General features: G+C 72.4%; 26 protein-coding genes. 13 read left to right on the forward strand and 13 right to left on the reverse strand.

What is annotated here, in order from left to right:
- The 6 genes from M8J73_RS04425 to M8J73_RS04450 form a co-directional block, all read right to left on the reverse strand.
- Nucleotides 1–398, reverse strand: a 398-nt coding sequence (locus M8J73_RS04425) for a Phenylacetic acid catabolic protein (protein ID WP_249828271.1), incomplete at its 3' end; no start/stop codon positions are given.
- 82 nt (nt 399–480) lie between these two features.
- A complete protein-coding gene (locus M8J73_RS04430; protein WP_240500935.1) occupies nt 481–1,308 on the reverse strand; it encodes an enoyl-CoA hydratase/isomerase family protein in 828 nt (275 codons plus the stop codon).
- Nucleotides 1,299–2,153 (reverse strand): 3-hydroxyacyl-CoA dehydrogenase family protein, encoded by an 855-nt coding sequence (locus M8J73_RS04435; protein ID WP_055536962.1) that lies wholly within the window; start codon nt 2,151–2,153, stop codon nt 1,299–1,301. The genes M8J73_RS04430 and M8J73_RS04435 overlap by 10 nt, the downstream gene beginning before the upstream one ends.
- Nucleotides 2,150–2,896: an enoyl-CoA hydratase/isomerase family protein gene (locus M8J73_RS04440; protein WP_055536961.1), complete on the reverse strand. Its 747-nt coding sequence runs from the start codon at nt 2,894–2,896 to the stop codon at nt 2,150–2,152. Before M8J73_RS04440 ends, M8J73_RS04435 begins: the two co-directional genes overlap by 4 nt.
- Nucleotides 2,893–4,116, reverse strand: a complete 1,224-nt coding sequence (locus tag M8J73_RS04445; protein ID WP_055536960.1) for a thiolase family protein — start codon at nt 4,114–4,116, stop codon at nt 2,893–2,895. Before M8J73_RS04445 ends, M8J73_RS04440 begins: the two co-directional genes overlap by 4 nt.
- Nucleotides 4,095–4,418 (reverse strand): hypothetical protein, encoded by a 324-nt coding sequence (locus M8J73_RS04450; protein ID WP_055536959.1) that lies wholly within the window; start codon nt 4,416–4,418, stop codon nt 4,095–4,097. Before M8J73_RS04450 ends, M8J73_RS04445 begins: the two co-directional genes overlap by 22 nt.
- Nucleotides 4,419–4,550: 132 nt before the next feature.
- Between M8J73_RS04450 and paaI the strand changes: the two genes are divergently transcribed.
- The 6 genes from paaI (at nt 4,551) to M8J73_RS04475 (ending at nt 8,228) form a co-directional block, all read left to right on the forward strand.
- Nucleotides 4,551–4,988, forward strand: coding sequence for a hydroxyphenylacetyl-CoA thioesterase PaaI (paaI, locus tag M8J73_RS04455; RefSeq protein ID WP_055536958.1), 438 nt, complete (start codon nt 4,551–4,553; stop codon nt 4,986–4,988).
- Nucleotides 4,985–5,110, forward strand: a complete 126-nt coding sequence (locus M8J73_RS44665; protein ID WP_274757592.1) for a hypothetical protein — start codon at nt 4,985–4,987, stop codon at nt 5,108–5,110. Before paaI ends, M8J73_RS44665 begins: the two co-directional genes overlap by 4 nt.
- Nucleotides 5,111–5,261: 151 nt before the next feature.
- Nucleotides 5,262–5,789 (forward strand): hypothetical protein, encoded by a 528-nt coding sequence (locus M8J73_RS04460; RefSeq protein ID WP_240500932.1) that lies wholly within the window; start codon nt 5,262–5,264, stop codon nt 5,787–5,789.
- A gap of 233 nt (nt 5,790–6,022) precedes the next feature.
- Complete coding sequence (locus tag M8J73_RS04465) at nt 6,023–7,093, forward strand: Rieske 2Fe-2S domain-containing protein (RefSeq protein ID WP_055536956.1); 1,071 nt, start codon at nt 6,023–6,025, stop codon at nt 7,091–7,093.
- Nucleotides 7,090–7,278 (forward strand): hypothetical protein, encoded by a 189-nt coding sequence (locus M8J73_RS04470; RefSeq protein WP_055536955.1) that lies wholly within the window; start codon nt 7,090–7,092, stop codon nt 7,276–7,278. Before M8J73_RS04465 ends, M8J73_RS04470 begins: the two co-directional genes overlap by 4 nt.
- Nucleotides 7,275–8,228, forward strand: a complete 954-nt coding sequence (locus M8J73_RS04475; RefSeq protein ID WP_055536954.1) for a PDR/VanB family oxidoreductase — start codon at nt 7,275–7,277, stop codon at nt 8,226–8,228. Before M8J73_RS04470 ends, M8J73_RS04475 begins: the two co-directional genes overlap by 4 nt.
- 82 nt (nt 8,229–8,310) lie before the next feature.
- Here M8J73_RS04475 and M8J73_RS04480 read toward each other — a convergent pair whose 3' ends face one another.
- Entirely contained in the window at nt 8,311–8,994 is a 684-nt protein-coding gene (locus tag M8J73_RS04480) for an MmyB family transcriptional regulator (protein WP_055536953.1), read from the reverse strand.
- Nucleotides 8,995–9,268: 274 nt separating this feature from the next.
- Between M8J73_RS04480 and M8J73_RS04485 the strand changes: the two genes are divergently transcribed.
- The 5 genes from M8J73_RS04485 (at nt 9,269) to M8J73_RS04505 (ending at nt 13,468) form a co-directional block, all read left to right on the forward strand.
- On the forward strand, nt 9,269–9,925 hold the full coding sequence (locus M8J73_RS04485) for a helix-turn-helix domain-containing protein (RefSeq protein ID WP_055536952.1): 657 nt from the start codon (nt 9,269–9,271) through the stop codon (nt 9,923–9,925).
- A gap of 32 nt (nt 9,926–9,957) precedes the next feature.
- Nucleotides 9,958–10,497: a hypothetical protein gene (locus M8J73_RS04490; protein WP_055536951.1), complete on the forward strand. Its 540-nt coding sequence runs from the start codon at nt 9,958–9,960 to the stop codon at nt 10,495–10,497.
- A 16-nt stretch (nt 10,498–10,513) separates the two neighbouring features.
- A complete protein-coding gene (locus tag M8J73_RS04495; protein WP_055536950.1) occupies nt 10,514–11,722 on the forward strand; it encodes an MAB_1171c family putative transporter in 1,209 nt (402 codons plus the stop codon).
- Nucleotides 11,706–13,130 carry an FAD-dependent oxidoreductase gene (locus tag M8J73_RS04500; RefSeq protein WP_055536949.1) on the forward strand — a complete coding sequence of 475 codons (1,425 nt, stop codon included), beginning with the start codon at nt 11,706–11,708 and terminating at the stop codon, nt 13,128–13,130. Before M8J73_RS04495 ends, M8J73_RS04500 begins: the two co-directional genes overlap by 17 nt.
- Nucleotides 13,131–13,243: 113 nt before the next feature.
- Entirely contained in the window at nt 13,244–13,468 is a 225-nt protein-coding gene (locus M8J73_RS04505) for a hypothetical protein (RefSeq protein WP_055536948.1), read from the forward strand.
- Between the two features lie 60 nt (nt 13,469–13,528).
- On the opposite strand, the gene M8J73_RS04510 is transcribed toward M8J73_RS04505, so the two are convergent.
- The 3 genes from M8J73_RS04510 to M8J73_RS04520 are packed head-to-tail and all read right to left on the reverse strand — an operon-like array spanning nt 13,529 to nt 16,060.
- A complete protein-coding gene (locus M8J73_RS04510; RefSeq protein WP_055536947.1) occupies nt 13,529–14,500 on the reverse strand; it encodes a polyprenyl synthetase family protein in 972 nt (323 codons plus the stop codon).
- Entirely contained in the window at nt 14,497–15,204 is a 708-nt protein-coding gene (locus tag M8J73_RS04515; RefSeq protein ID WP_055536946.1) for a 4'-phosphopantetheinyl transferase family protein, read from the reverse strand. The genes M8J73_RS04510 and M8J73_RS04515 overlap by 4 nt, the downstream gene beginning before the upstream one ends.
- Nucleotides 15,149–16,060: a metallophosphoesterase family protein gene (locus tag M8J73_RS04520; RefSeq protein ID WP_055536945.1), complete on the reverse strand. Its 912-nt coding sequence runs from the start codon at nt 16,058–16,060 to the stop codon at nt 15,149–15,151. The genes M8J73_RS04515 and M8J73_RS04520 overlap by 56 nt, the downstream gene beginning before the upstream one ends.
- A 276-nt stretch (nt 16,061–16,336) precedes the next feature.
- Here M8J73_RS04520 and M8J73_RS04525 point away from each other — a divergent pair, with 276 nt between their 5' ends.
- Nucleotides 16,337–17,677: an ATP-grasp domain-containing protein gene (locus tag M8J73_RS04525; RefSeq protein WP_055536967.1), complete on the forward strand. Its 1,341-nt coding sequence runs from the start codon at nt 16,337–16,339 to the stop codon at nt 17,675–17,677.
- A gap of 142 nt (nt 17,678–17,819) precedes the next feature.
- On the opposite strand, the gene M8J73_RS04530 is transcribed toward M8J73_RS04525, so the two are convergent.
- Nucleotides 17,820–19,034 carry a trypsin-like serine protease gene (locus tag M8J73_RS04530; protein WP_055536944.1) on the reverse strand — a complete coding sequence of 405 codons (1,215 nt, stop codon included), beginning with the start codon at nt 19,032–19,034 and terminating at the stop codon, nt 17,820–17,822.
- 123 nt (nt 19,035–19,157) lie between these two features.
- On the opposite strand from M8J73_RS04530, the gene M8J73_RS04535 reads away from it, so the two are divergent.
- Complete coding sequence (locus M8J73_RS04535; protein WP_249828272.1) at nt 19,158–21,290, forward strand: AfsR/SARP family transcriptional regulator; 2,133 nt, start codon at nt 19,158–19,160, stop codon at nt 21,288–21,290.
- A 322-nt stretch (nt 21,291–21,612) separates the two neighbouring features.
- Here M8J73_RS04535 and M8J73_RS04540 read toward each other — a convergent pair whose 3' ends face one another.
- The gene (locus M8J73_RS04540; RefSeq protein WP_055542402.1) at nt 21,613–24,660 is read right to left on the reverse strand and encodes an alpha-mannosidase; all 3,048 of its coding nucleotides are present in this window, start codon (nt 24,658–24,660) and stop codon (nt 21,613–21,615) included.
- A gap of 157 nt (nt 24,661–24,817) precedes the next feature.
- Nucleotides 24,818–26,155 (reverse strand): 6-phospho-beta-glucosidase, encoded by a 1,338-nt coding sequence (locus M8J73_RS04545; RefSeq protein WP_055538250.1) that lies wholly within the window; start codon nt 26,153–26,155, stop codon nt 24,818–24,820.
- Nucleotides 26,156–26,322: the final 167 nt, after the last annotated feature.

Here is a 26,322-nt window from a genome sequence, read left to right on the forward strand (position 1 = left end):
CCGACATCGGCGAAGTTCCGCGTCGGGTAGTTGAAGATCGACGAGTACTTCTGGCGGCCCTCGATCAGTCGCTCGGTCAGATCCGCGCGGTCGGCGCCCAGGGTCTCCGCCGCCGAGTACAGATACAGACCGTGGCCCGCCTCGTCCTGGACCTTGGCGAACAGGATCGCCTTGCGGCGCAGGGACGGCGCACGCGTGATCCACTCCCCCTCCGGCTGCATGCCGATGATCTCCGAGTGCGCGTGCTGCGCGATCTGCCGGACCAGCGTCCTGCGGTAGCCCTCCGGCATCCAGTCACGCGGCTCGATCCGCTGGTCCCGCGCGATCGTCGCCTCGAAGTGCTCCTGGAGCTCCGGCTCTGCGCGGCCCGCCGACGCGTCGGCGTGTATCGCGGGCATCTCCCCTACCTTCCCTACCGAACGTTCGTTCGGCTAACATCGTGGATGAGTTCTACGTGCTTCGGCAAGTGCCGCACTCGGGTCAGCGTCCGTTGAAGGACGGCTGCCGGCCTTCGAGGAAGGCCCGCACGGCAGCCCGGTGGTCCTCGGTCGCACCCAGTCGCTCCTGGGCCGCCGCCTCGCGTTCAAGTACGACGGGCAAGGGTGCTCCGTCGGCCCGTAGCAACGCCTTGACCTCGGCGTACGCCGAGGTGGGGCCGACGGCGAGACGCTTGGCCAGAGCCAGACCCTCCGCGGCGGCGCCTCCGTCCGCCACCACGCGGTGCAGCAGGCCCCACCGCTGCGCCGCTTCCGCGTCGAAGCGGTCGCCGAGCAGCATCAGGGCGGCGGCCCGCGAGGGACCGACCGCCTGCGCCAGAGCCCCGCTCAGACCACTGTCGGCGGCCAGGCCGATCCCGGTGAACGCGGTCGAGAAGCGGGCACCGGCTCCCGCGACCCGCAGATCGGCGCAGAGGGCGAGCCCCAGGCCGGCACCGACGCAGGCGCCCTCGACGGCCGCGACCACGGGCTGCGGCAGCGCGCGCAGTTCCTCGACGAGCGGGTTGTACTCGTCCCGGACGATGGCGAAGGCGGAGGCGGGCGCGCTCTCAAGAGCCCGCGCGTGCTCCTTGAGATCCTGGCCGACACAGAAGTGCCGGCCCTCGGCGGTGAGCAGCACCGCCCGGACGAGATCGCCGTCGCCGCGCACCCGGCGCACGGCGCCGAGCAGCCCGGCGCGCAACGACCCGTCCAGGGCGTTTCCCCCGGAGGGCCTTCGCAGTTCGATGACGGCCACGCCGCCGTCCAGGGTGTAGCCGACGCCGTGCCGGGTCTCGTCGGCCGGAGGCCGGCCCGTGGCGCTCATTCCCATGTGTAGAACCCCTTTCCGGTCTTGCGGCCCAGCTCGCCACGGGCGACCTTCTCCCGCAGCAGCCGGGGCGGGGCGAAGCGGTCGCCGAGCGTGGCGTGCAGGTGCTCGGCGATGGCGAGGCGTACGTCGAGTCCGACCAGGTCGGTCAGGCGCAGCGGCCCCATGGGGTGCTTGTAGCCGAGGCGCATCGCGTCGTCGATCGCGTCCGGTTCCGCGACGCCCTCCTCGACCATGCGGATCGCCTCCAGGCCCAGGGCCAGGCCGAGGCGGCTGCTGGCGAAGCCGGGCGAGTCCTTGACGACGACGTCCTTCTTGTCGAGGCAGCGGGTCCAGCCGAGGGCCGCCTCGACGGTGTCGGCCCCGGTGCCGGGTGCGACGACGATCTCGACCAGTTCGGAGGCGGGCACGGGGTTGAAGAAGTGCATGCCCAGGAAGCGGTCGGGCCGGGTGAGCGCGGCGGCGAGATCGGTGACCGACAGGGAACTGGTGTTGCTGGCCAGTACCGTGCCGGGGCTCACCGCCCGTTCGGCCGCGGCGAGGAGCCGGGCCTTGAGCGCGGCGTCCTCGGGGACCGCCTCGACGACCAGGTCGGCGTGCGAGGGCAGGGCGTCGACGGAAGGAACCGTCGTCACTCTGGCCAGCACCTCCTCGGCGGCCTCGGCGAGTGCGCCGCGTTCGGCCGCTCTCTTCAGCCCGGCGGCCACGCGGCCCAGTGCCGCGGCCGCGGCCTGCTCGCCGCTCTCCACGACGGTGACGACCGAACCGGCCGTCGCGAAGGACTGTGCGATACCGGCGCCCATGCGGCCGCCGCCGATCACCCCGACGACTGCGGGTGCTGAGGTCATGCCCGGCTCCTCTTCTCCAGGAAGCGTGTCATGCGGTCCTTCTTGTCCTGCCCCTCGAACAGCACGGCCTGGGCCAGGTCGTCGGCGACCGGGTGGGCGCCGGGTGCGTCGACGACGAGCTTCGTCAACCGCAGAGCGGTGGCGGAGGAACGGGCCATGCGGTCGAGCAGGGCGTGTGCCTCCTCGAGCAGCTTCGGAGCCGGTACGACGTCGATGACCAGACCGGCCGCCAGTGCCGCGGCCGCGTCGAGGTTTCGCCCGGCGAGCAGCACCTGCTTCGCGATCGACTCGCCGACCAGCTCGGGAAGGCGCCAGCAGGCCCCGGCCGCGGCGAGGATGCCGAGCCCCGGCTCGGGGTTGCCGAACACGGCGTCGGGTCCGGCGATGCGCAGGTCACAGGCGTACGACAGTTCGGCGCCGCCGCCCAGCGCCCAGCCGTCGACGGCCGCGAGCGTGGGCATGGGGAGCCTGCGCACCCGCTCGAACAGGCGGCTGTTGATGCCCTCGAGGGCTTCGTCGCGGCCCCGTCGCAGCAGTTCGGCGATGTCGGCGCCGCCCGCGAAGACCCTGCCGTGGCCGGTGAGCAGCAGCAGCTTCGGATCGCGTTCCAGCAGACCGCACACCTCGTGCAGTTCGGCGATCATGCTGCCACTGATGGCGTTGCGGGCCTCAGGACGGTGCAGTGTGACGACGACCCGGTCTTCTCGCTCCTCGACGAGCAGCGTCTCGTAGGCGGTGCTCACACCCGCTCCACGAGCATGGCGACTCCCTGGCCGACTCCCACGCACAACGTCGCCAGGCCCCGCCGGGCGTCCTCGCGCTCCAGCCGGCCGATCAGCGTCAGCAGGATGCGGGCACCGGAGCAGCCGAGGGGGTGGCCGAGCGCGATGGCGCCGCCGTCGGCGTTGACCCTCTCCTCGTCGAGCTTGAGACGGCGCATGACAGCCAGCGCCTGGGCGGCGAACGCCTCGTTCAGCTCGACCGCGTCCACCTCCCCGGCCTGCCATCCGGCGCGGGCCAGGGCCTTCTGTGTGGCGGGGACCGGGCCGAGGCCCATGAGCTGGGGCTGGACGCCGGCCGACGCGGAGGTGACGATCCGTGCCCGAGGGGTGAGCCCGTACCGCCGCACCGCTTCAGCGCTCGCGACCACCAGCGCGGCGGCGCCGTCCGACAGCGGCGAGGAGGAACCGGCGGTGACGATGCCGTCCTCGCGGAAGATGGTCCGCAGAGCGCCGAGCTTCTCCAGCGTCGTGCCGGGCCGCGGCCCCTCGTCGTGGGTGACCTCGCCGCCCTTCACCGGGACGGGCACGATCTCGCGGTCGAAGCGCCCCGCCTCCTGTGCCGCGACGGCCCGCTGGTGACTGCGCAACGCGAACGCGTCGGACTCGGCACGGGTGATGCCCTCCAGGGCCGCGACCTCCTCGGCCGTCTCCCCCATCGCGAGGGTCACCTTGACCGTCTCGGGACCGGCCCCCGCGGGCACGGCCCGGTCGACGGCGACGAAGCGCGGATTGGTGAAGCGCCAGCCCAGTGAGGTGTCGTGCACCTCCCCCGGCTTGGCCCAGGGGGTGCCGGGCTTGGCCATCACCCAGGGGGCGCGGGTCATGGACTCCACCCCGCCCGCGACCACCAGGTCCGCTTCCCCGGAGCGGATCGCCTGGGCTGCGCTCGCGACCGCCGTGAGACCGGAGGCGCAGAGCCGGTTGACCGTGTAGCCGGGGACGGTGTGCGGCAGCCCCGCAAGCAGCACGGCCATGCGCGCCACGTCCCGGTTGTCCTCACCGGCCTGGTTGGCCGCCCCCAGGACCACCTCGTCCACGGCCCCGGCCGGGATCCCCGCGCGGCGCACGGCCTCACCCACCACCAGAGCGGCCAGGTCGTCGGGACGCACGGAGGCCAGTGCGCCGCCGTAGCGACCCTGCGGGGTGCGCGCGCCGTCGATCAGGAAGACGTCGTCGGGCATGGGTGGACTCCTCGGCGGGATCGGGCGGACAGGGTGGTGCCGGCCCGGAAGGCCGAGAGGCTGTGCTCGGTGGAATCGGTGCCGACGAAGAAGGAGTCGGGCCCGAACCACTCACCGGTGTCGGTCTCGCGGTCGGCGGTCGCATCCAGCCGCGAGGCCAGGTTGCCCAGCGGCCCGCGGTAGTCGTCGGTCGACGCATGCGGCGTCCGGTGGTCCCGGCTCGTGGTCGCTGCGACCCCCTGGTCCAGCAGCATGCGGGGGCATGCGGAGAAATCAGGGCCGTTCGGCCACTTGTACGGCATGTGGTCCACCTCTTGACACGCATTGGTCTGACTGGGTTACTAAGCCGAGCCGCACGCTAACCGAATGTTCGGTCGGGAGACAAGGTGGCAGAAATCGCGATAAGGAACACTCAGCTCAGCCCTGCCGAGGCGATGTTCGCCGCGGACGAGGCGTCCCGAGGGCTGGGCATCGAGCTGCTCGAACACGGCCAGGGGACCGCCGTGCTCCGCATGACGGTGACCGCGACGATGGTGAACGGACACGGGATCGCCCACGGCGGATATGTGTTCCTGCTCGCCGACACGGCATTCGCCTGCGCCTGCAACAGCCGCGGTCCCGTGACCGTCGCGGCGGGCGCCGACATCACCTTCGTCGCACCGGCGTACGAGGGCGACGTGCTCCTGGCGACCGCCGAGGAACGCACCCTGTTCGGCCGCAGCGGCATCTACGACGTGAGCGTCCGGCGCGGCGGCGAGGTGATCGCGGAGTTCCGCGGACGCAGCCGCAGCATCGCCGGCACACCACCGGAGTCGACCAGGGACACGACCTCGCGCAGGACACCGAGCACGACCGCGAGGGAGTCGCGATGAGCAGCGGGACGACGGCCATGGCGGCCCTGCCGACGGGCCGCTGCTTCCGTTCGGCCAGGCCCCGCACCGCGCTGCTCGTCAACAACGCCGGAACGTGGGCACATGCTTCACGGACATCGTGAGCGATTATGTATTTCCACCGATGTCAGGGAGCCACACGGTGCGGAAACTCGTTCACGAGCCGCACGTCGGCCGGCAAGCAGCACCAGAGCGGTAAAGGAAAGCCAACGCGTGAACCGTCAGCAAACGGAATTCCATGCCTCATGCGGGCACTTGATCTCAGCCCCGGCCGACCTCGCCGGGCAGAACGTCCGTTGCCCCCACTGCCACCGGGTGGTCCCGGCTCCCGCTGCCCATGTTCCGTACGCCTCGCCCGCGCTCACGCCCAGCCCTGTTCCCCGGCCCACCACGTCGGTGGAACCGTCCGCCCTGACCACCCTCTACGTGACCGCCGTGGTCGCCGGTGTCCTGGGGGCCGCCTGCGTCTATCTGGTCATGTTCAACGAGCTCGACGAGTCCGAACTGGTCACGATCACTCCGCTGTGGTTCTTCCCGATCGTCTTCGGCCTGTACGGCTTCGTCTCCCAGCGGCTGTTGCGGCGTATCTCCGCGGGGCACGCGGCAACCCTCAGCCAGGCCGCCCGCTTGTCGGTCGACGTGGCCGGTTTCTGGGCGCTCCCGGCGCTCTTCCCGTTCCTGGTGCTGAGATGGCGCAGCTCCCTGCTCGTGTCGCTGACGGCCGCGGCCTTCTGGGCCGTACTGCTGTGGTTCTTCTTCTCTGCGGTCTTCCCGACCCTCTGAGCGCGGTCACCGCACGGTGGGGCGCGTCGCCGTCACAGGAGTCCCCCGAAGGCCGCGGCAGTCCGCCGACAGCCACAGCCCGCAGACGCGTGACAAGGATCTGACCAGCTCCTTCTCAGAGACACTTCCGCCTGGCAGAAGCCGCCTTGCGCGGCGACCACAGCCGTCAGGAACCTGTTCCCAACCACGGCACGCGGGGCGACGACGCCCCGCCGACAGGGACGGGAACCTTCATGCCGCACACGACCGCCTTCGCCAGGAACCAGTGGTACGTCGCCGCCTACGCCCATGAGGTCGGCCGGGAGTTGCTCGGCCGGACGATCCTCGGCGAGTCGCTCGTCTTCTACCGGACGGAGGAGGAGGGCACGCCCGTCGCGCTGCACGACCGGTGCGTGCACCGGCGGTTCCCGCTGTCCGAGGCCCCCACCCGGCTCGACGGCGACCGGATCGTGTGCGGCTACCACGGCTTCACGTACGACACGACCGGCACCTGTGTGTACGTGCCGGGACAGAAGCGGGTGCCGCGGACCGCGCGGGTCGCCTCCTACCCCGTGGTCGAGCAGGACTCCCTGATCTGGGTGTGGATAGGCGACCCGGCGCTCGCCGACCCGCAGACCATCCCCCGGGCCAAGCACCTGGACTCCCCCGGCTGGGTCACCATACGCGGCATGGAACCGATCGACGCCGACTACGGGCTCCTCGTCGACAACCTGCTCGACCTGTCCCACGAGACGTATCTGCACGGCGGCTACATCGGCACCCCGGAGGTCGCCGAGACGCCGATCACCACCGAGGTCGACGAGGGCGCCGGCATCGTCCGGGTGAGCCGGCACATGGACGACGCCGAGTGCCCGCCGTTCTACGCCAGGTCCACCGGCATCTCCGGCCGCATCACCCGCTGGCAGGACATCGAGTACTTCGCCCCCTGCCTCTACCTGCTGCACAGCCGGGTCGCCCCGGTCGGCGTGGTCCCCGAGGCGGACGGCAGCGACCCGAACGGCTTCCACACCGAGATCACGTACGCGATCACCCCGTCGACCGACGGCAAGGTGTACGACTTCTGGATGGTCTCGCGCGACTGGGCGATCGAGGACGACGAGGTCACCGAGTTCCTGCGGAACAACAACCACACCGTCGTGATGCAGGACGTCGACGCGCTCAACCTGCTGCACAAGACGCTCGGCACCGAGCGCACCGGCTACCAGGAGCTGAGCATCAACATCGACACCGGTGGTCTGGCCGCCCGCCGTATCCTCGCCCGGCTGGTCGAGGAGGGCGCGAAGCCCGTGGAGAAGGTCCAGTGAGCGCCTCCTCCGCCGCGCCCTTCCGGACCGGTGAGATCTACCGCGTGGACTGGCTGCCGGGCACCGACGTCCTGCACGGCACCTGCCACTGCGGACGCGAGCACACCTCGCAGGACCCGATCGAGATGTGGGAGTGGATGCTCGCCCACCCCCAAGGACACGAGCCGCAAGGGAACAGCTCATGACCTCGTCCTCGCCCTCGTCGCCGCACGAGGCCGAACTCCTTGTCGAGTCACGCGAGTTCGTGGCCGACGGCGTACTCACCCTCACCCTGCGCCACCCGCTCGGCGAGGAACTCCCCTCCTGGGAACCCGGCGCGCACATCGATGTGCTGCTCGGCCCGGAGCTGGAGCGGCAGTACTCGCTGTGCGGTGACCCGGCGGACCGGCACACCTGGCGGATCGGGGTTCTGCGGGAGCCCGAGGGGCGCGGTGGATCGGCCTTCGTGCACACGGAGTTGAGCCAGGGCGACAAGGTGCGGGTGCGCGGGCCGCGCAACAACTTCGCCCTGGAGAGCGCGCCCCGCTACCGGTTCGTGGCCGGCGGCATCGGCATCACGCCGATCCTGCCGATGCTGGCCGCGGCCGAGGCGGCGGGCGCCGAGTGGTCGCTGCTGTACGGCGGGCGCAGCCGTCGATCGATGGCGTTCCGGGCCGAGTTGGCCGCGTACGGGGACAAGGTGACCGTCGCGCCGCAGGACGAGACGGGCCTCCTCGACCTGGGGTCGGTGCTCGACGGACTGCCCGAGGACACCCTCGTGTACTGCTGCGGTCCCGGCCCGCTGCTCGACGCGGTCGAGGAGCGGTGTCCGGGGCGGGCGCTGCGCGTGGAGCGGTTCCAGCCGAAGGAGCAGGAGACGGGCCCGGACAGCGAGTTCGAGGTGGTGCTGGAGCGGTCGGGGAAGACGGTGACGGTGCCGGTCGGGGTCTCCGTGCTGGACACCGTGCGGGCCGCCGGGGTCGAGGTGCTCTACTCGTGCACGGAGGGCACCTGCGGGACGTGCGAGACGGACGTCCTGGACGGCACCCCCGACCACCGTGACTCGGTGCTGAGCGACGAGGAGCGCGAGGCCGGGGAGACCATGCTCATCTGCGTGTCCCGCTGCCGGGGGCCACGGCTGGTGCTCGACCTGTAGCGCCACCGGCCCGGGCGGGAGAAGGATTGACCTCCGGTGCCGTCGGCGACCTGAACGCCGGCGGCACCGGAGGGGGTGCTGCTCACCGGCCGGGTGAGGGCACCACGCTGAGGTGGCCCGCGGTGGCCCGCCGGGAGCGGCGCTGCCTGCGGGGGGACTCGGACGGCCGGCCGGCCTTGCGCAGCACGAGGGTCATACGGGTGTAGCCGAGGTCGCGGAGGGTGTCGGGGGTCTCGTCGACGACCCGGCAGTCGACGGCGCCCCAGCGGGGGTCGGGGTGGACGAGCGGGCGGACCGCGCCGTCGTGCCGTGCGGCGCCGGGGCCGACCGTGCGCAGCCAGTGCGGCACGCCGTGGCGGTAGGCGGCGTCCATGATGGGGTCCTGGGCGATGTCCCGGCGGATCGACTGCAGGCCGCGGTCCTGGGCGTGTCGCTCCACGGCGGTGGCGAAGTGGGCGAGCATCGGCAGGCACCAGCTGGACTCGTGGTCGCCGAGGACCGAGGCGGCGTCGGGGTGGAACAGCACGAAGCGCAGGAAGTTGTCGCTGGGCATGGCCGTGGGGTGCGGGCCCACGCCGCCGAACAGCTTCCGGAACGCGGAGTTGGTGAGGACGACGTCCCAGCCGTGGTCGAGGACGACGGACGGGAAGGAGACGGACTCCAGCAGCGCGGCGTAGTCCAGCAGATAGGCCTGCGCTTCCTGGGCTTCGAGACTGTCGGGGACGGGCCGCGGTACCGACCGCTGCCCTCCTGCCTGATATGCCATCGGGAGGTCACCCCTCTTGCCTCTGCGGCCTTCACGCGGCCTCTTGATCCTCGTGCCCCCGGCGGAGTCGTGTCAACTATCGTGGCATTCGACGCCGGTTGACGGCTGAATCTCGCCACAGTTGTGGCGAGACCTGGATGTGAGTTCGACGAAGCGGCTAGTCTCCCCGCAGTTCACGGTGTACTTGCCGGGACCAGGGTCTCGCGCCAGGCTTGGATCCACGGATTCCGCAGTACCGCGAAATTGGCCTGAGAGAGACGTAGGAGATCTGTCGGTGACGGATGGCTTCGAGGTTCCGGACGCCGCGGCGACGGTTCTGCTGCCGGCCGTCGTGGCCCGCGTCACCGCGTTGACGGACAAGCTGGGCGTGGCGCACTCCGAGGTCTTCGACACACGTCGGCTCTCGGTCGCCTCCGGTGTCCCCGAGGCGGTGGTGAAGGCCCTGCTGAGCGGGCAGCGCGCCGGTGAGCCGGACATCCAGGCCCGCTTCCTGCAACGCCTGGACCTGCTGCGGCGCACCCGGCTCAAACCCAATGGGCGCAAGTACACCCAGCAGGAGATCGCCGACGGCGCGGGCATGTCGCGCCAGCAGGCCGGTGCCCTGATCAACGGCGACCGGCGGCCCACGATGGAACACTGCGACGCCATCCAGCGCTTCTTCCGGGTCCATGCCGGCTTCCTCACCGCGGAGGACCCGGAGGCCCTGGCGAGCGCCCTGATGCGCACCGAGCAGGAGCTCCTCCAGCAGCTCGCCGACCGTGAGCGCGCGGCGGCCGAGGCGGCCGACGACCCGCTGCAACGGCTGCTGCAGAACCACGGTGTGCGCTCCATCGCCTGGCGGGCGGCCCAGCTGCCCACCGACCAGCACCGCGACAAGGTGGCGGAGTGGCTGGACATGCTGCTGGAGAGCGTCAAGCGGCCCGAGTCCTGACCGGGGGAATTTCTGTGGGCATCGGAAAGGAAATGCGCCGTCTGTGCGGCGAGTTGGTCGGCGAGCTGACGCTCCCGGCGCCGGCGGACCCCGCCGACCTCTACAGCGCCTTGTGCGACGCCATGAGCAGACGCCGCGGCCGCCCCGTGCACTACCGTACGGCCGCCTTCCCGCCCGGCACGGCCAGTGGGCTGTGGCTGGACATGGCCGAGCAGGACCTCGTCGTCATCGAGGAACGCACCGCCCCCGACCACCAGTTGGTGATCCTCGGCCATGAGCTGTGGCACATGCAGGCCGGGCACTGCGGCCACCATGTGGAGGGCGCGGAGGGCGCCGCGGTCGCCGCGCGCTTATTGAACGTGGACGCCGATCTCCAGGCGACGGTCCTGAAGGTGGCCGCGCGGACCCGTTTCGACCTGGCCGACGAACAGGACGCCGAGAGCTTCGGCCTGCTCCTCGCGAGCAAGTGCCGTACGTGGCTCGCCGGTTCCGCGCTGCGGGGGCCCGTGCGGCGCGATCACCTGGCCGGCCGGATCGGGGCCTCGCTGGGCTACCGCGGCCCGCAGGGCTGAGGCAGCCGCCGACACCATGGACGGGCACAGCTACTACGTACCGGCCGCCGCGATGGCCATCGCCCTCGCCCTGAAGATGCCCGCGCTGCTGCGGAACTGGGGCGATCCCCTCATCAGGTCCGTGTGCGCCCTGATGACCCTGGCGTCCCTGGTGTTCTTCTTCGCCGCGCCCCCGACGATCACCGAGGTCAACCACCTCACCGGCGTCACCAACATGTCGGCGGCCCTGGTGTACGTCCTGCTGAGCGCGTTCAGCGGCTCCTGCCTGGTGCTGATCACCAACTGGCGGGGCGGTCCCCCCGAGGTCACCCGGCGGCTCTCGCGCCGCTGGATCGGCGGGTACGCCGGGGTGTGCGCGGCGATCGTGGTGCTGTTCGTGCTCGGGGACGCGCCGGTGGAGCGGGTGCGGGACTTCGACACGTACTACGCCAACACGCCGTTCCTGCGCGAGATGATCGTGCTGTACCTCATCGGGTTCACCGTCGCCGGTGTCGCCATGCACGTCATGTGCTGGCGCTGGGCGCTCCAGGTGAGCGGCTGGCTGCGGGCCGGGCTGCTGGTGATCGCGTTCGGCTATCTCGTCAACGTCCCCTTCGCCGCGGTCAAGCTGGTCGCCGTCGCGGCCCGCTGGCAGGGCGCCGACCTGGACGGCCTGAGCACCTATCTCGCCCCCGCGCTGGCGTCGCTCGGCGCGCAGGTCAGCGCGATCGGTTTCTGTCTGCCGCTGGCCGGTCAGCGCATCGGCGACGCATGGACCACCTGGTCCACGTACCGCAGGCTCGGCCCGCTGTGGCGGGAGCTGCGGCCGGTGTGGGCCGAGGCCGGCCACGAGGTGCGGATCTCCTGGTGGGCGCCCGCGCAGCTGCTGATGACGCAGCGGGAGTCCGACATCCACGACGGCATGCTCAGCCTGTACCCGTACTTCGACTCCGAGGTGCGCGCGAGGGCTTACGAGGCGGCCGTCGCGGCGGGTTCGGAGCCCGTGCAGGCGCGGGCCGAGGCCGACGCGGCGATGCTGACGGCGGCCGTACGCGCCCGGCAGGACGACCCGGAGGGCCGCGTGATCAGCTCGGCGGTCGCCGACACGCCCACGCTGCCCGCCGAGAACCCCCGTGACCTGGTGCGGATGTCCATCGCCCTGCGTCAGTCCCCCGTCGTAGCGGCCGCCCGCACCTGGGCCGCCGCGACCAGGTCAGAGAGCGACTTCCATGAGCGAACCCGTTAGCGGTCCACACGACACCGCGACAGGCACCGGGCGGCGTGCCGTCGTCGTCGGCGCGGGCCTGGCCGGCCTGCTGGCCGCGGCCGCGCTGCGCGACCACGCCGAGGTCACCGTCGTCGAGCGTGACGCGCTGCCCGAGGGGCCCGAGGCCCGCAAGGGTGTGCCGCAGGCCCGCCACGCCCATCTGCTGTGGTCCGGCGGGGCCCGCGCGATGGAGGAGCTGCTGCCCGGTGTGACGGAGGCGTGGCTGGCGGCCGGGGCCCGGCGCATCCCGTTGCCGACGGGCCTGGTGTCGCTGTCGGCGCAGGGCTGGGTCCGGCGCTGGCCCGAGATGCAGTTCATGATCGCGTGCAGCCGGGATCTGCTGGAGTCGGTGGTCCGCGCCCGGCTGCTGGCCGGTCCCTGGGTCACCGTCCTGGAGCGCACCGAGATCCTGGGGCTGACGGGCGACGCGTCCCGGGTGACGGGCGTCCGGGTGCGGATGGCCGATGGTGAGGAGCGGCTGCTGCCCGCCGACCTGGTGGTGGACGCCGCCGGGCGGGGATCGCGGGGCACCGCCTGGCTCGACGCGATGGGGGTGCCGCCCGCGCCGATGGAGGAGGTCGACTCCGGGCTGGTGTACGCCAGCCGGATCTTCCGGGCGCCCGAGGGCACCGAGGAGTACCCGGTGGTGAACGTCCAGCCGAACGCGGAGGATCCCGTGCCGGCGCAGAGCGCGACGCTCGTACCCGTCGAGGGGGGACGCTGGCTGGTGACCCTGTCGGGCACCCGTGGCGGTCAACCGACCGCGAAGGCCGAGGAGTTCGTCGAGTTCGCACGCAACGTCAGGCATCCCGTCGTGGGCGAGCTGATATCCGCCGCCGAACCCCTGACCGACGTGGTCGTCACCCGCAGCACGATCAACAGGCGCCGCTACTTCGAGAAGGTGTCCCGCTGGCCCGACGGGTTCGTGGCGATCGGCGACGCGGTGGCGACGTACAACCCGATCTACGGGCACGGGATGTCGGTTGCCGCGCAGGGCGCCCTCGGGCTGCGCGAGAAGGTCGCCGAGCACGGGATCACCGCGCCGGGGCTGGCGCGCCGCATCCAGCGGGCCGTCGCCGTACCGGTGACGCTCGCCTGGGAACTGGCCACGGGCACGGACATCCGCTACCCCGAGGCCATCGGCAAGCGGCCGAACGCCGTGCAGAGGCTGTTCGGGCTGTATGTGCAGCGGCTGATGCGTACGGCGGTGGGGCGGCCCCTGGTGTTCCGGGCCTTCCTCGGGGTGATCACCCTCTCCGCGCCGGCCGCCGCGCTGGTCAGGCCGGAGGTCGTGCTGGCGGTGCTGCGCGGCCCCGTCAAGGATCCGCTGACGGGGCCGCCGCTGACGGACCGCGAGCGGGAGATCGTGCCGGGCGCGGCGCAGTAGGACGGTTCCGCCGTCCGCTGACCGAGCGAACCGGCGTGCGGGAGAACGGGATTGTCAGTGCCGGGCGGCAAGCTGGTGGGGTGTCACTCATCCATCGAGGGGAGAGCCGTCCGATGCCGACCGCCGTGCTGACCGACCGTGAGCGGACCGCCGTCCAGGCCTATCTGCGGCTGCTGGGGACCGTACGAGCCGCGTTCGACGGGCCGCCGGAGGGCCGACCACCCGTGGTGCCGACGGCCGCGCTCGCCGAGGCGGAGCAGGCGCTGGCGGAGGCGGGTCTCGCGGGCAACGAGGAGGAGTTCTTCCGGCTGCTGCGCGGCTGGTGCCCAGGGGTGTGACCCTGAGCCCCGCCCGACGGTCCGCCGGCCGCACCGGCGGATCGGCCCCCGTGCGCGGGGCTACGTCAGATACATCCCCGCGGACTGGTCCACCAGCTGCCGCAGGGCCGAGACGTGTGGCGCATGGCCGCCGAGCCGGTCGAGGACGCGGTACGCCTCGTCGCGGTAGGTGCCGAGGTCCTTCTCGTAGCGGCGGAGGACGGCCGGGGCGAGCAGATTCGCCCGCAGCTCGTCCCGCGCGGACTCGGACTCCCGTGCGGCGGCGCTCAGTTCGACGAGGCGGTCCCGGGTGCCGGGAGACGCCTCGTCGAGGGCGCAGGCGAGCAGATAGGTGACAGTGCCGTTGCGCAGGTCCTCGTCGCGGCCGGAGAGGAGGTCCTCCTGGTCGTTGAAGAGCTGCCAGAGCACGCCGAAGACGTCGCCGAACTCCCGCCACAGTTCGGTGCGGTCGTGGTCGGCGCCCGCGAGGAGCGCGGCCATCGCCGTGATCATCGCGAAGGGGGCTCCGGACTTCCCCCGGTACGCCTCGACGACGGAGACCGGGGAGGCCGCGCCGAGGTCACCGCGGAGGTCCCGCAACTGCCCTTCCACGGCGCCGATCCAGCAGTTGACGATCTCGCAGGTGAGGGCGTTGCGCAGGGCGTCGGAGACGGACTGGGCCTGGACGACCCGGATGGGGAGGGCCTGGCCGCTGAGGACGGCCGCGAGCAGCGCCTCGTCCGAGCCGAGCCCCCGCGGGGTGTGTGTGCCGTGGCCGTCGGCCAGGTCGTCGAGGTAGCACGCGGAGGTCCACCACAGCACGTGCACGGCCGACAGGGGAACGGCCGGTTCGGGGGCGCCCGTCTCGGCCCCGTGCACGAGCAGCGGGAGCACCGACAGGGGGTACTTCATCCGCTGGTGGCGGAGCAGCCCCGCGATGGATCTTCGGACCGCGGTGGCGGCCGGGCCCAGCTCCTCCAGGGCGTGTTCGATCTCCGCGTCTATCTCCGCGGCGATCCGTCCGTGCAGGTCCGCGTACGCGAGGGAACTCACCGGCGGGCCTCGTTCTGCAGGGGGAAGGGAACCGACACCGACGTCACCACCAGCCCCCGGCGGACGCTCCAGCGCCCGTGGAAGGCCGTCAGACGCCGGCCGTCCACCACCGGTCCGGGCACGAGGAGTGCGGCGCGCAGGGCGCCCGCGTGGCCGCCGGGGTCGACGGACACCTCGATGTCGGCCTCGGAGAAGTCCAGCCAGCGGCCGGTGAGCGGGAACCACGCCTTGTAGACGGACTCCTTGGCGCTGAACAGCAGCCGGTCCCAGTGGACCGAGGGGTGGTCGGCGGTGAGTCGGCGCAGTCGGGCTTCCTCCGGGGGGAGCGCGATGGCCTCCAGGACGCCCTCGGGCAGGGCGCTGTGGGGTTCGGCGTCGATGCCGAGGGAGGCGAGGTCGGTGGCGCGGACCAGTGCGGCGGCGGCGTACCCGTCGCAGTGGGTCATGCTGCCGGTCAGGCCCTCCGGCCAGCCTGGGGCACCGCGCTCACCGGGCAGGATCGGCCGGGGCGGCACGCCGAGCTTCTCCATGGCCCGCCGGGCGCAGGCCCGGACGACGGCGAACTCGCGGCGCCGCTTCGGCACCGCGCGGGCCACGATCGCCGCCTCCTCCGGGTACAGCTCGATCCCGTCGGCTCCCCCGGTCGTGTCATCGTCGTACGCCTCCACGGCCACGACCGACTCCGGGAGCAGCTCCTCGATCAACGGCTCCGACCTCCATCGGCAGAATCCGGCGCAGCCGTCCCGGGGGTTCCGGGCGCGGGCGCCACTCGCGGGGGTAACCCACGGACACCTCTTCGAAGCGGACCCCGTCCAGCCAGGTGGTCCGCGGGATGTGCAGATGGCCGTAGACCATGACCTCGACGCGGAAGCGCCGGTGCCAGTCGGCCGTCAGATCGGTGCCGCACCACATGGCGAACTCGGGGTAGCGCAGGACGTTCGTCGGGTGCCGGTCGAGGGGGTAGTGGTTGACCAGCACCGTGGGCAGGTCGGCGGGGATCTCGGAGAGCCGGCGCTCGGTCTCGGCGACCCGGGCGCGGCACCAGGCGTCGCGGCTCGGGTAGGGGTCGGGGTGCAGGACGTGCTCGTCGGTGCAGACCACGCCGGTGCCGTGCGCGTACTCCAGGCCCTCGGCCTTCGTCGCGCAGCCCTGGGGCAGGAACGAGTAGTCGTACAGCAGGAACAGCGGCGCGACGACGACGGGGCCGTCCGGGCCCTCCCACACGGGGTACGGGTCCTCGGGGGTGACGACGCCCAACTCCCGGCAGAGCGCGACGAGATGCTCGTACCGCGCGACACCTCGGTGGGGGACGGTGTCGCTGGGGTGGGTCCACAGCTCGTGGTTGCCCGGCGCCCACACCACCTTCGCGAAGCGTCCCGCGAGGGTCTGGAGGGCCCAGCGGATGTCGGCCACCTTCTCGGAGACGTCACCGGCCACGAGGAGCCAGTCGTCGTCCGTCTCTGGGCGCATCTGTTCGACCAGGGCGCGGTTCTCGGGATAGCCGATGTGCAGATCGCTGATGGCCAGCAGGTTCCCGTGCCGGCCCACCGTCGACTCCACCCTCACTCCCTCCGCGACACCGAATGGCAACACGAGAACACAAGTGCGCACCGACGGACAAGAGTGACTGGCTGAGCGCTTGCCCACGCCGCGGCACGCCCGTCGCACGAGGATTAACACGCGCGTGACAGAAACATGGGTCCCGGTGGCCTTATGATCTGCCCCAACACCACCGTCACGCCCGTCGTTCGCGTCGGCGGTTCGGCGTACCTCCATCCCCCCTGGCCGGGCACGGCCTGCTCCGCCGTGCCCGCGAACCTTGGAAAGGCGGCCTGCATGGTCTCTCGCGTACGCGTCTGGCTCAACCGCACGTACGCGGAGAACGTCTTCTTCATGGATCTGCTGCGGAATAATCCGCACGCTCGTCCGGTGGACATCCATGCCACCCACGGTGACGCCGACTCCCCCGTACTGGCCGCCGCCGACACCGCCGATCTGGAGCCCGAGGGCCTCTCCCCCGCCGCGTACGTCGAGTACGCGCTCGACCAGTGCGCCAAGCGGGGTATCGACGTGTTCGTGCCGCGCCTGCACCAGGCGGCCATCGCCGCGCACCGCGAGGAGTTCACGGCCGTCGGTACGGCACTGCTGGCGCCGCCCGCAGAGTCGATCGAGGTCTTCGAGGACAAGGTCACCGCGTACGAGGCGGTCCAGGCGTACGGGGTGCCCGTCCCCCCGTGGTTCCGGGTGACCGACGCCGATGAACTGGTCGCCGCCGTCGAGGAGTTGGAGGCCGACGGGCACCGGGCGTGCTTCAAGCCCGCGTCCGGGGCGGGCGGTGTGGGTTTCCGCGTGGTGACCCGCACCCCCTTCTCGCTGGATCACCTCAGCGGCTTCCCCGGCCCGTACGTATCGCTCGACATGGTGGTCGCCGCCCTGCGGGACGCCGAGGAGCCCGTCGACTGGCTGGTGATGCCGCGTCTCGAACAGCCGGAGGTGTCCGTCGACTGCCTCACCGGCACCGACGGGCGGGTGCGGATGGCGGTGGGCCGCACGAAGAACGGGCGGCGCCGGGGCTTCTCGCTCAACCCCGCCTGGATCGAGCCGGCCCGGCGGCTGGCCGAGTCGTTCGACCTGCACCACCTGACCAACATCCAGTTCCGGATGTTCGGGGACCGGCCGGTGCTGATGGACGTGAACACGCGTCCCGCGGGCGGTCTGCACCAGCTGGCGCTGTGCGGGATCAACGCGCCGTGGGCCGCGGTGCGGCTGGCGCTCGGCGAGGAGACCGGTGACGTGCTGCCGACCCGGCTCGGACAGGACTACACCGTGGTGTCGGGGCCGCGGCCGGTGCGCCCGGTGGCCCTGCCCCAGCAGACCGACGACACGGCGACCGCCGACGCGGGCGTGGGCCAGGGCATCGGTCACGGCGTGGGGGCGGGTGCGGCCGTGGGTCACGGCGCGGGTGCGCCGGTGCCGGCCGATGCGCCGGCCGTCGCGGACATCCCCCGGGCCGTCGAGGTGCCGGGAGCCGTGGGGCTGCCGATGGTGGTCGAGGTGCCCGTGGGCGCGGTGGAGCCCGTGGAGGCCCGGTCGCTCGCCGTGGCGCCGCCGGACGCCGCGCCGCGCGCCTCGTCGCCGACCGCCTGCTCGGCCGCCGACCGGCCCCTGGCCGTGTAGGGCCCCACACCCCGCTCGGACGACGAAGGAGGGCGGCTGTCCTGGCCGACAGCCGCCCTCCGGTCTTGCGTACCGCCGCCCGTCGCGGGGCCTCAGCGCCCGCCGGTCCCCGGCGATGCCGCGGGTACGCGGCGGGCACGGGTCAGGAGGCGATCCAGATGCCGAAGTCGCGCCAGGCGGTGCCGAAGTCCTGGAAGCCGAGGCGGGCACCCGCGACACGGGTCGTCGTGCCCTTGGCGATGGCCCCGCCGCTCGCGGAGCCCGAGTAGATCGGGCCGCCGCTGTCACCGGGTCGGGCCGCGGTCTGGCCGTTCATCTGCTCGGCCTCGACCAGGTCCTCGGAGTCGTTGTAGAAGAACAGCACCTTGATGTTGCAGATCGCGCCGCCCACGACCCCGGCGCTGGTGGAGCCGGACTGGCACAGGAACTCGCCGGGGTAGACCCAGTCCCACCCGTCCACGCGGACGCCCACGTTGTCGTCCGGGGTGCCGGTGTAGATGAAGTTCGTGACGTCGTTGGCCTGGATGAGCATGATGTCGTGCGTCTTGTTGATCTTGGACGGGGTGCCGATGTAGGTGCCCGCGCCGCTGCTGAAGGGGTCGCCGAAGTTGCCGCAGTGCCCCGCGGTGAGCAGGTACTGCGCTCCGGTGTTGTCGGTGACGCCGAAGCCGGAGGTGCAGCCGGCGCCGGGCCGCTGGATGCGCGCACCGCCCCACCACGGGGACCAGTCGTTGTTCCGGGACACTTCCTCGGAGCGCGTCTCGACGACCGTACGGACGGGGACCCCCGCCACCTCGGACGCGGTCGCCCGCACCGCGGCAGCCCGCTTCCCCGCCGAACCGGAGGCGGACCCGGAACCGGAACCGGATCCCGAGTCGGCTCCGTCCGTGGCCAGGACGAGCCCGGCGCCGTCGGTGGGGATGTTCACGGTGTGGCCCAGGGACGGGTTCTCGGCCAGTTCCGCCTGTAAGCGCGCTGAGGCGGCCTTCAGCTCGCGCAAGGAGTACTTCGCCTCGACGATCCGCACGGGCGCCGTCTCGCGCGCCTCCTGGATCGCCTTCCGGACCTTGGCCGGCACCTCGCCCTTCCACCACAGGGCGACCCGGCCCGCCTCCAGCCCGATGCCGGTGAAACCGGCGTACCCGCCGCGCTCCTGCGCCCATCTGATGGTGTCCGCCGCCTCCACGAGGGGCCGTTGCTCGGTCATTCTCGCGAGATCGGCCGCGGGCACCACGTCCGAGATCGGCACGACGTTCCTCTCGGGCCCCTGGGCGGTGGCGCCGGTCGCGGTGGTGCCGACGAGCGCGGTGGCCGAGAGGGTCGCGGCAGCGGCCAGCAGAGCCGTCCTGTTTCGCATCTATCCGCCTTCCCTGGAGTGCGTTTGGCTGCCGACGCTAGGCGGCGGCGATCAGCAGCCGATCCATGCGGGATCAACGCGCAGGCAACCGGGTCCGCCGCAACACCGTTCACCAGAGTGTGGATGTGTATCGACAGCACCAACTTCCTTGTGATGCGGATCAGTTACGGGGCGAGCGAAGGAGACGAGCGACGGATGCCGGACCGGTTGCGCTTCCTCGTGCTGGGCACCGTGCACGTGTTGCGGGGCGACAGTGAGATCAGGGTCGGCCCGCCCCAGCAACAGGCCATGCTGGCGGCGCTGTTGCTGCGGCTGGGGCATCCGGTGTCGGCCGCGCGGCTGGTCGACGCGCTGTGGGGGGACGCACCGCCGGCCAAGGCGGTCACCACGATCCGCACGTACGCCTGGCAGTTGCGCCGACTGCTGGAGCACAACCCCTCGTCCCCGACGGTCCTGGTCTCCGCGGGCAACGGCTACCGGCTGACGGCACCCCCGGCCGCGCTCGACGCCCGGCAGGCGGAATCGCTGATCGACGAGGCGACCCGGGCCCGCGACGACGGTCGCAGGGACCGGGCGAGCGACCTGCTGACCACCGCGCTCTCCCTGTGGCGAGGAGACTCCCTCACCGGTGTCCCCGGCCCCTTCGCCCAGCGGCAACGCGACCGTCTGGAGGAGCTGAGGACCGCCGCCCTGGAGGAGCGCTACGACCACGAACTCTCCCTGGGCCGACACCACTTCGCCATCCCCGGCCTGACCGAACTCACCGCCGCCCACCCGCTGCGCGAGCGGCCGTACGGCCTCCTCATGCGGGCCCTCCACGCCGCCGGACGGCAGGCCGACGCCCTCGCCGTCTTCACCGCCTACCGCAACCGCCTGGCCCACGAGCAGGGCATCGACCCCGGCGCGGCCCTCAACGCCGTGCACCGCATGATCCTTGAGGGCCGGCAGGAGGCTGCGCGAGGGAGCGGCGCGGCGGTGGGTCCGGGGACGGCCGCGAAGGGGAGCCCGGCGGGCGACGGTCAGAGGGCGGTTCTCAGCGCAGGAGGGCACGACGATGGGCAGCGGCCCGGACGGGAGCCGGCGGAGGACCAGCCGTCGGCGGGCGGGGAGGGTCCCGCCGACGACGGACACCGGCTCGGGAACGAGACGGCCTGGAACGGAAACGGCGCGGGCGGGAGCGGGAACGAGGGTGCGGGGGGCGTGAGCGGAAGGCCGCGGCGGGCGTGGACCGTGCTCGGGGCCGAGGCGCCGCCCAAGCCGACGGTCGCCGTTCCCGTACCGGCGCAGTTGCCGCCGGATGTGCCCGACTTCAGTGGTCGTACGGGTGAGTTGGCGCGGCTCGGCGGTTGCTTGACGGCCTCGGGGCGGCGGACGGCGGTCATCGTGGGGGTGACCGGGATGGGCGGGGTCGGTAAGACCGCGCTGGCGTTGCGGCTGGCGCACCATGCGCGATCGGCGTATCCCGACGGGCAGTTGTACGCCGATCTGGGCGGGACGGGGACCGAGCCCCGTGCGCCGGGAGCCGTCCTGGGCGCCTTCCTCACGGCGCTGGGCGTGCCGGCGGCGGCGGTTCCCCGGACCTCGGCCGAGCGCAGCGGACTGCTGCGCTCCCTGCTGGCGGGGAGACGGATGCTGCTGGTCCTGGACGACGCGGGCAGCGCCGCCCAGGTGCGGGATCTGCTGCCCGGTGCGCCCGGGTGCGGGGTCGTCGTCACCGGCCGGGCACCGCTCACCGGGCTGCCGTTGACCGACCACCTCCGGCTGGACGTCTTCACGCCGGACGAGGCGCTCGCCCTGCTCGCCGCCGTGCTCGGCCCCGTCCGGCTCGACCGGGAGCGCGCCGCAGCCCTGCGGCTGGTGACGGCCTGCGGTCTGCTGCCGCTGGCGGTGCGGATCGCGGCCGGGCGGCTGGAGGAGCGGCCGGGCTGGACCTTCGCCGCGCTGGCCGCCCGGCTCGCCGACGAGCGCCGGCTGCCGGGCGAGCTGCGGGTGGGCGATCTGACCGTCGAGGCGGTCTGCGAGGCGGGGTACCGGCGGTTGACGCCCTGGCAGGCGCGGGCGTTCAGGCTGCTCGCCACGGCCGGCGGACAGAGCGTCGGCCCGGCCCGCGCCGCCGCCGTCCTCGCCGTGGACGGGGCGACGGCGGAGGCCTTGCTGGAAACCCTGGTGGACGCCGCGCTCCTGGAGTCACCGGAACCGGGCCTCTACCGCTACCACCGCCTCATCAGGGCCCTGGCCACGCAACACACTCCGTGACAACGATGTCCCGGGCTAGGGGAATCGCCGCCGCGAAAGGGCGCCGGGCCTGCTGCGGCCCGGCGACCGTGGACGGCCCAGGCACAGCCAAGGCCCGGTGCCGAGGGACAGCCCGCTCACGGCCAAGGTCCCGCCGGAGGGGACGGCCCAGGTACAGCCAGGGCCCGGCCGCAAGGGGCGGCCCCGTCACCGCGAAGTCCCGGCGCGAGGGGGACGGTCGAGCTCGCGACGGGCCGTCGGCCCGACCGGTCGCGGCGGGCGGGTTGCCCCGACCGCCACGACCCGAGAGCGCCACCCGCTCAGGGCGTGCCCGGCAGTCCCGTCAGCGTCGGCCCACCGCGAGGCGCAGGGTCTGCACCTCGAAGGGGCGCAGTGTCACGGGGACGCCGTCGCCGTCCGTGGCCGCCTCCGACAGGGGGCGCTCCAGCAGGTCGGTGAGGTGCGCCCCGGCGAGCGGGAAGCCGGTGCGCAGGACGCCACGGGCCCGGCCGCCGCCCGACTCGTAGAGGCGGACCACCACGTCGCCGGAGGCGTCGTCGGCGAGCTTGACCGCCTCGACCGTCACGCCCTCGCCCTCCACGGAGACCACCGGCTCGGGCGCGCCCGCCGCGTCGGTGACGCGCAGCGGCAGGTTGAGGGCGTAGCCCTCGGCGACGGCGTCCTCGATGGTCGCGCCGGGCAGCAGCGCGTAGGTGAGGCGGTGCTTGCCCTGGTCGGCCTCGGGGTCCGGGATACGCGGGGCGCGGACGAGGCTGAGGCGGACCGTGGTGGTCGTACCGCCGTCCTCGCGGACCGTGCGGGAGACGTCGTGGCCGTACGTCGAGTCGTTGATCACCGCGACGCCGTAGCCGGGTTCGCCGACGTGCACCCAGCGGTGGCCGGAGACCTCGAAGCGGGCCGACTCCCAGCTGGTGTTGGTGTGGGTGGGGCGCTGGACGTGGCCGAACTGGATCTCGGCGGAGGAGTGCGCGGCGCGGACGTCGACCGGGAAGCCGGCCTTGAGGAACTTCTCGGCCTCGTGCCAGTCGATGTCCGTCTCGAAGTCGATGCGGCGGCTGCCGGCCCGGACGGTGATCGTCTGGGTGATGCGGGAACCCTTGCCGAACGACCGCTCGACGCGGACGGCGCCGACGAGGGGGCCGTCCTCGACGACCGTGACGGACTCGGCGTCCAGCAGGTCGGTGTAGCGGTTCCGGTAGTGCTTGTCGACGTCCCAGGCGTCCCAGTAGTTGGGGAGGTCGGTGTGCAGGCGGAGCAGGTTGCCCTTGTCGCCGAGGACCTCGCGGTCGGCGGCCAGGTCGCGGACCGAGGCCAGGGTGCCGTCCTCGGCGAACTCCACCCGGACCAGGCCGTTGTCGAGGGTGAGGCCGTCGACGGTGACGGGGTGCGGGGGCTCGGCGGCGGCGAGGGGCGCGCTGCCGTTCGCGGGGACCTCCACGTACACGGGTGCGCCCTCGGAGGTGCGGACGACCTCGGCCCGGTCCCGCGGGCTGGTGTTGAAGACCCGCGCGTCCCCGGCGCCGAGCGCCGCGACCGCCTCCGTCGTCAGCTCCTCCAGCTCCCTGGCGACCCGCGCGTACTCCGCCTCGGCCTCGCGGTGCACCCAGGCGATCGAGGAGCCGGGCAGGATGTCGTGGAACTGGTGGAGGAGGACCGTCTTCCACAGGCGGTCGAGCTTCTCGTACGGGTAGGCGTAGCCGGGCGCGTGGAGCGCGGCCGTCGTGGCCCACAGTTCGGCCTCGCGGAGCTTGTGCTCGCTGCGGCGGTTGCCCTGCTTGGTGCGGGCCTGCGAGGTGTAGGTGGCGCGGTGCAGTTCGAGGTACAGCTCGCCGTTCCAGACGGGGGCGTCCTCGTACTCGGCGCGGGCCTTGGCGAAGAACTCGTCGGGGTGCTCGATGACGACCTTCGGGGAGCCCTCGAGGTCGGCGAGGCGCCGGGCCCGTTCCATGATCTCGCGGGTGGGGCCGCCACCGCCGTCGCCCCAGCCGAAGGGGGCGAGGGAACGGGTGCCGGCGCCCTTCTCCCGGTAGTTGCGGACGGCGCGGTCCATCTCCTCGCCGCTGAAGCGGGCGTTGTAGGTGTCGACGGGCGGGAAGTGGGTGAAGATGCGGGTGCCGTCGATGCCCTCCCACCAGAAGGTGTGGTGGGGGAACGTGTTGGTCTGGTTCCAGGAGATCTTCTGGGTGAGGAACCACTCGTTGCCGGCGAGCTTGGCGAGCTGCGGGTAGGCGGCGTTGTAGCCGAAGGAGTCCGGCAGCCAGACGCCCTTGGTCTCGATGCCGAAGTTCTCGATGAAGAACCGCTTGCCGTGGACGAACTGCCGGGCGACGGCCTCCCCGCCCGGCAGGTTGCCGTCGGACTCCACCCACATGCCGCCGACGGGTGCCCACTGGCCCTTCTCGACGGCCTTCTTGATGCGCTCCCACACCTGCGGGTAGTTGTCGCGCACCCATTCGTACTGCTGGGCCTGGGAGCAGGCGAAGATGAAGTCCTCGTACTCGTCGGCCAGCGCGGTGACGTTGGAGAAGGTGCGGGACGTCTTGCGCTTGGTCTCGCGGATGGGCCACAGCCAGGCCGAGTCGATGTGGGCGTGGCCGACTCCGGAGATGGTGTGGGCGCTGGCGTGGGCGGGCCGGGCGAGTGCCGGGGCGAGGATCTCGCGGACGGCGGTGGCGCTGCCGGAGACGTCGTCGAGGTCGACGGCGTCCATGGCCCGGTCCAGGGTGTGCAGGATCTCGTGACGGCGGGGCTCGTGCTCACCGAGGTGGACCATGAGTTCGCGCAGCACCTGGAGGTCCAGGTCGAGGTGGAAGACCTCCTCGTCGAGGACGGCGAGGTCGGCGCGCCGGAAGGTGTAGAGCGGCTTGTCACCGGCGGTGAGGACGTCACCGAGCGGGGTGACCTTGGAGAAGTTGTCGGCGAGGATGTCGGGGTTGGAGGCCGCCTCGACGAGGTAGTCGATCACCTCGCCGCCGCGGACCGGGTTGCCGACGGGGACGTACTGGTTGAGCGGGTTGACCGCCTTCAGCGGGGTGCCGTCGGTGAGGTGCACGAGGGCCTCGGCCTGGTTGCCGGGCCAGTCGCCGACGAAGCCGAGGTCGACGACGGCCTCCACTCGGCGGCCGGCCCACTCGGCGGGCACCCGGCCGTGCATCCGGAACCAGGTCGTGCCCCAGGGCGGACCCCAGGGGGTGTCCATCGCGAAGGGGGTGTACGGGGCTGCCGCGGCCTCCTCGAAGGGGACGGGCTCCCCCGGCGCCTGCCAGGCCTCGACCGTGAAGGGGACGGAGGCCGCGTAGATCGCGGGCTTGACGCGCTGGGTGTGGACGCGCTCTACGCGTTCCTCGATCCGGCGGCGTTCGTCATGCATGAGAGGTCTCCAGGAAGAGGGCCGAGCAGCGGAAGCAGGGGGGAGAAGGGGGAGAGGGGGCGAAGGGTGAGCGGTCGAGGAGTCGGGGAGGGCCGGGGTCGGGGGGTGGAACGACACGGGGACGGAAAGCGCTTTCCCACTCCCGTCGCGGAGGAGCCTACTTCAGGTACTTCAGGCCAGGGTGCACCGCCGTGTACCCCTCCACCAGGCGTCGGGCGACGTTGACCGAGTCGACCAGGGGATGCAGGGCGAAGGCCTTGACCGCGGTGGTGCGGGAGCCCGACTCGGCGGCGGCGAGGACCTCGCGCTCGACTGCCTTGACCGCGCAGACCAGGCCGGTGGCGTGGTCGGGCAGCGGGGCGACGGCGACCGGGTGGGCGCCGTTGGCGTCGACCAGGCAGGGCACCTCGATGACCGCCTCGGTGTCGAGGACGGAGAGGGTGGCCCGGTTGCGGACGTTGAGGATGAGGGTGGTGCGCTCGTCGCGGGCGATGGCCCGCATCAGGGCGAGGGCGACCTTCTCGTAGCCGCCGGAGAGGTCGTCGGCGTCGCGTTCGCCGGCGCCCGCCGTCTCACGGTTCTCCGCCATGTAGGTGGCCTCGCGCTCGGCGCGGGTGCGGTCCCATGCCTTGAGGGCGTGGGCGTCGGGGCGGCGCATCTCCTCGTAGAAGTGGGCCTGCTGGTCCTTGAGGAAGGCGCCGCGGGTCTTCTCTGCGGCCTGGTAGGCGCGGACCGCCTCGCGGTTGAAGTAGTAGTAGTGCAGGTACTCGTTGGGGACGGCGCCCAGGGACTGGAGCCAGTCGACGCCGAAGAGTTTGCCCTCCTCGAAGGAGCCGAGGAGATCGCGGTCGGCGAGGAGGCGCGGGAGTTCGTCGCGGCCGGCGACACGCAGTCCGCGGACCCAGCCGAGGTGGTTGAGGCCGACGTAGTCGATCCAGGCCTCGCGGGGGTCGGCCCCGAGGACCCGGGCGATACGGCGGCCGAGGCCGACGGGTGAGTCGCAGATGCCGATGACGCGGTCGCCGAGGTGGCGGGACATGGCCTCGGTGACCAGGCCGGCCGGGTTGGTGAAGTTGATGACCCAGGCGTCGGGGGCGAGCCGGGCCACGCGCCGGGCGATGTCGACGGCGACGGGGACCGTGCGCAGCCCGTAGGCGATGCCGCCGGCGCCGACGGTCTCCTGGCCGAGGACGCCTTCGGCGAGGGCCACCTGTTCGTCGTGGGCCCGGCCCTCCAGGCCGCCGACGCGGATCGCGGAGAAGATGAAGTCGGCGCCGGTGAGGGCCTCGTCGAGGTCGGTGGTGGCGGTCACCTCGGGGGCGTCGGGGATGTCGGCGGCCTGCTCGGCGAGGACGCGGGTGACGGCGGAGAGCCGCTCGGCGTCCAGGTCGTGCAGGACGACATGGGTGACCCGGCCCTCGGCGCGGTCCCCGAGGAGCGCCCCGTACACGAGGGGCACCCGGAATCCTCCGCCGCCCAGAATCGTCAGCTTCACGCAACTACCACCTTTGCCGATCGTGCATGTGTGCGGGCAGGCGCGGGGCCCGCCGTGCGGCCGTGGGGCCGCCCGGCGCGGAGGACCCGCGCCGTGGCGCGCGGGGGGTGCCGGTCACCGGGACACGTGTCAGCCCGCCGCGCGCCTGTGCCGCCGTGGTCGCGGTG

The sequence above is a fragment of the Streptomyces neyagawaensis genome, assembly GCF_023516595.1.
GTDB classification, from domain to species: domain Bacteria; phylum Actinomycetota; class Actinomycetes; order Streptomycetales; family Streptomycetaceae; genus Streptomyces; species Streptomyces neyagawaensis.